Source organism: Vibrio sp. 10N.286.48.C11, assembly GCF_041469805.1.
GTDB lineage: Bacteria > Pseudomonadota > Gammaproteobacteria > Enterobacterales > Vibrionaceae > Vibrio > Vibrio crassostreae_C.
This window is the reverse complement of sequence record NZ_JBFRLK010000086.1, coordinates 1-4,334: the sequence shown is the minus strand read 5'-3', so window position 1 is coordinate 4,334 and position 4,334 is coordinate 1. Positions and strand designations below refer to the sequence as shown.

Below are 4,334 nucleotides of genomic sequence, written 5' to 3'. Positions count from 1 at the left end.
TTTAAATTGTTAAAGAGCTTAACTTCTTGAGCGTTCCTTTTAAGTAAGGAGCCTCTCGAAGTGGACGGCCATTCTAGCGAATTAACATTCAGTGTCAAACACTTTTTGAAAATTAATTTTTTGTCGCTTTCCGTCTTACTGATTCTTGCTGAAGCCTTGTGGCGTCTGCCGTCTCAGTGGTGTCGCATTATAGGGAACCCTCTCAGCTTAGCAACTACTTTTTCATGAAAAATGAATAAATAGGGGTTAACTGCCTAATAGTTCACCTAAACGTAAAAAAGAGAGCATTTCTGCTCTCTTTTTGCTCAAAATCTAAGGGTATTGTTAGATAAATGCGTAAGCATCAGCGTACATATGGTCACGCTTTGCTTCTTTATTCTGAGTAAATAGGTCTCTTGCAGCGCCCGCCATTTCAAAACGACCTGCAATATAGATATCGAAATCAGCTAATGATTCGAAACTTTGCATAACAGCCTCAAGCACATTACCTGTTTGGCCATGCCAAACTTCCGGTGCTTCTTCTACTACCGGTACAAAGTGCACATTGCTATGCTTTTCTGCAATGCCAACCAACTCTTCTTTAGCATATAACTGGCACTCATCTTTTGCGCCCCAGTATAGGTAGATCTCTTTCGAGCTATTTTGCGCGATGCAGTGATCAAGAATAGAGCGCACGTAGCTGAAACCCGTGCCACCAGCAATAAGTAATAGAGGGCGATCGCTTTCTTCTTTGATCCAAGCATCTCCGTGTGGAGCATCAATCGCAATATCGCCATCTTCAGCTTGTGCCTTCTTCATCGCTTCAACCACTTCTAGTGCGTAAGCGTTGTGCTCGGCAGCACCAATGTGCAGCTCAAGCTCACCTTCGTGGCGGCAAGGGCTACTTGCGATAGAGAATGGGCGCTTATCTTTCTCGCCCATTTCAACCATCAGGTACTGGCCCGCTTTAAAAGCGACCGGTGTTTCTGGGTGAAGTAGGATTTGGTAAGTATTACAAGCCAAAGGCTCGATAGACTTCACTTTACATTTAATAGTCATGTTCTTCCTCTTACTAACCCTTAATCGGCAAAGGTTAGAACTAAATTACTTTCTGCAAATGCTTGGCAAGCAAAAATCCAGCCTTGTTGCTGCTCTTTCTCTGTGAGCATGGGTTCAAGGTGGTAACTCACTTGCCCTTCTAATTTTTTGCACATACACATTGCGCATGCGCCAACTTGGCAACGGTTTGGGAAATAGATATCGCTGTTGAGCGCAGTATCCAAGACCGTTTGCCCTTTTTCTACTGTGAAACTGATGTTTTCTGGGTATAAGACTACTTGGTAGCTCATGAAATTCCTAGCTGTTCCCAGATGCTATCAATCTTTTTCACAACATCAGGATCTTTTGTGATTGGTACACCCCACTCACGCAGGCATTCACCTTCCCACTTATTGGTCGCATCGAGACCCATTTTTGAGTGTCCAGTTTCGTTCTGCAGGAATAACGTATCTCTCGCCGGATCCATTCTTGTCGTTACAGCCCAAATGATGTCATTCCAATCACTCACATTGACATCGCCATCACACACGATAACAAACTTGTTCTCATCAAATTGAGACCAAACCGCTTCCATGATTTTCTTACCATTACCGGCAGCTTGCTTATCAATAGACACCACAACCATGCTGGCATTGTCGTTTTGCAGGTGAACATCAATAATTTCAGGATGAACCTTGGTTAACTCAGCCAAGCTACCCTCAATATGTTCACTATTTACAGGTGCTGTTTGGACATCTGGCGATAACGCTAACTCTGCGTCCCACTTCTTAGTAATATCTAGACCCATCTTAGAACCTAACCCAACCACGGGTGAGGCAAAATCCAATGAATCGATCGGCGTGTTCTCTATCATCAGGCTATCGCGTGACGGATCCATATGTTCGCACATCGCTGCGGTTACTTGAGACCAATCACGTGCATTCACATCTTCATCACACACCAATACAAATTTGGTGTACATGAATTGGCGTAAGAAAGACCATACACCCATCATCACTCGCTTAGCGTGACCTGGGTATTGCTTCTTCATGGTCACGACTGCCATTCGGTACGAACAACCTTCAGGCGGTAGATAGAAATCTTCAATCTCTGGGAACTGCTTTTGAAGAATAGGCACAAACACTTCATTTAGCGCAACACCCAATACCGCTGGCTCATCAGGTGGACGGCCAGTATAGGTGCTGTGATAGATAGGGTTCTCGCGCATGGTTACATGAGTAATAGTAAACACATGGTGCTTTTCTTTCTCGTTGTAGTAACCAGTATGATCTCCGTAAGGCCCTTCATCTGCGAATTCATTCGGGTCGATGTAACCTTCCATCACGATTTCTGCACTTGCGGGAACTTCTAAGTCGTTGCTGATTGATTTAACGACCTCAGTTTTACTACCACGTAGTAAGCCTGCAAACGCGTACTCAGATAAACTATCCGGCACTGGCGTAACCGCACCAAGAATGGTGGCAGGATCAGCACCAAACGCTACCGATACTGGGAATGGTTTCCCAGGGTTAGTTTCCATCCAATCACGCAGATCCAATGCTCCACCACGGTGGGCTAACCAACGCATGATGATTTTATTCTTGCCGATCTTCTGCTGACGATAGATACCTAAGTTTTGGCGTTTCTTGTTTGGACCACGAGTAACCGTTAAACCCCATGTTAGCAATGGCGCGACATCATCAGCCCAACAGCTCATCACAGGGATTTTATCTAGGTCGACGTCATCGCCTTGCCATACCACTTGTTGGCAAGCCGCTTTGCGAAGGCGTTTAGCTGGCATGTTTAAGACTTGCTTAAACACAGGTAGTTTATCAAGAGCGTCTTTAAAGCCTTTTGGTGGCTCAGGTTCTTTTAGGTAAGCAAGCAACTTGCCCACTTCACGCAGTTCTTTGACTTCTTGACGTCCCATACCAATAGCAACCCGATTAGGTGTACCAAATAGATTGGTCAAAACGGGCATGTCATAGCCTACTGGATTTTCAAACAAAAGAGCCGGGCCACCAGCACGTAGAGTACGGTCGCTAATCTCGGTCATTTCGTAGTCTGGATCGACTGGGTGAGAAATGCGTTTCAACTGACCAATACTTTCAAGATGGTCGATAAAATCACGTAAATCTTTAAAACTCATAGGACTTCTACATGCTGATTATTCTGCGCTCAGTATATCAAAAAGGGTGACGCTGAGGTCCCCCTTTTTAGTGTGGTTATTGAGAGGCAAAATCCACTTTACGGTAATGCTTGCTCGATCAAAGAACTCTTCACCTGAGGGTTATCATTGACGAGATCTTGCAACCATCGCGTATGACCTTGTTTGGCGAGTTCACGCGCAACTAATGGTGCTTCATCAGCAATCGCCATCCTAGAGACAAGGAACAGCTTCACCTCTTCTGATAACGGGTTAACTTTGGTAAGCAAAGTAATCGCTTCATCTTTCAAACGCGGGTTCTTAGTCGCTGCCATCACCTGTTCAAGCGCGAACGTTTGTTTGGTTTCAGCAAGGCGAACTAGCTCAGCTTGGCTATGATAATCGGCCTTCATTCGCCATAGAATTTTGTAAACCTCTGGGTCTTCGCTCACTTGCGCTAATCGAACCACCACCTCAGTAGAAGGTAACCAACTAACAATAGAAGATGCTGTGAGTTGCTTAGTTAGGTAATCAACCGCTTCAGGAGACAAACTGTCTAGCTCTCTAATGAGCAACGCTTCTCGCGTTTGAACTTGATGTTCAGATCCAGATAACCACTCTTTTAGGTCGAGTTCCTGTTTCTCTGCATCTAGCACAAATACCAATGTCTTCTGATCTTGACGCCATTGTTTAATAAGGCGATTAGCAATTGAAGGGTAATTAAAGGCAGGTACCGTAAACTCATAGCCATCGCCACGTTCTAAGACTTGATAAGTGGGCGTGATAGCAAGTTGCTGCTCGATGAAGATAGACATCTTGGGTGTGAGTACGATTTTTTGCTGTTCAAGCTTCTTCAAGAGTTGGTAACGAGCCACCTCTTGCTGGGGAAATGTCAGGCGCTCAAGCGCAAAGCGTAGCGAATTGACTTCGTCACGTACGACAAGCTCTAGTAGTTCAGCAGTTTTCAGTTTTACTTGATCATTCTCAAGCCAAGACTCTACTGTAAGTGGAGACATCTCGGTGGCATAGCTCATACCAACCGGTGAAAATAACAGTGAAGTAGACAGGAGTAATGATGACAACAGTCCATGTTGCATTTTAACGTCCTTGTAACACTTTTGCTCATTCTGCAAGCTGGCGCTACAAAATGCAAATAAAAAGGTTCATCGCG

At 44.7% G+C, this 4,334-nt stretch carries 4 protein-coding genes; all 4 read right to left on the bottom strand.

Annotation, left to right across the window (positions count from 1 at the left end; genetic code table 11):
- Positions 1–324: 324 nt before the first annotated feature.
- Positions 325–1,038: an NAD(P)H-flavin reductase gene (fre, locus tag AB4209_RS19260; RefSeq protein WP_017059251.1), complete on the bottom strand. Its 714-nt coding sequence runs from the start codon at positions 1,036–1,038 to the stop codon at positions 325–327.
- A gap of 20 nt (positions 1,039–1,058) precedes the next feature.
- On the bottom strand, positions 1,059–1,328 hold the full coding sequence (locus AB4209_RS19255) for a 2Fe-2S iron-sulfur cluster-binding protein (RefSeq protein ID WP_372056940.1): 270 nt from the start codon (positions 1,326–1,328) through the stop codon (positions 1,059–1,061).
- A complete protein-coding gene (gene ubiD / locus AB4209_RS19250; RefSeq protein WP_017059250.1) occupies positions 1,325–3,166 on the bottom strand; it encodes a 4-hydroxy-3-polyprenylbenzoate decarboxylase in 1,842 nt (613 codons plus the stop codon). Before ubiD ends, AB4209_RS19255 begins: the two co-directional genes overlap by 4 nt.
- Before the next feature lie 98 nt (positions 3,167–3,264).
- A complete protein-coding gene (locus AB4209_RS19245; protein ID WP_017059249.1) occupies positions 3,265–4,260 on the bottom strand; it encodes a hypothetical protein in 996 nt (331 codons plus the stop codon).
- Between the last annotated feature and the right edge of the window lie 74 nt (positions 4,261–4,334).

Coding starts and splice junctions, on each gene's coding strand:
- fre (WP_017059251.1), bottom strand. CDS start 1,038: ATGACTATTAAATGTAAAGTGAAGTCTATCGAGCCTTTGGCTTGTAAT.
- AB4209_RS19255 (WP_372056940.1), bottom strand. CDS start 1,328: ATGAGCTACCAAGTAGTCTTATACCCAGAAAACATCAGTTTCACAGTA.
- AB4209_RS19245 (WP_017059249.1), bottom strand. CDS start 4,260: ATGCAACATGGACTGTTGTCATCATTACTCCTGTCTACTTCACTGTTA.
- ubiD (WP_017059250.1), bottom strand. CDS start 3,166: ATGAGTTTTAAAGATTTACGTGATTTTATCGACCATCTTGAAAGTATT.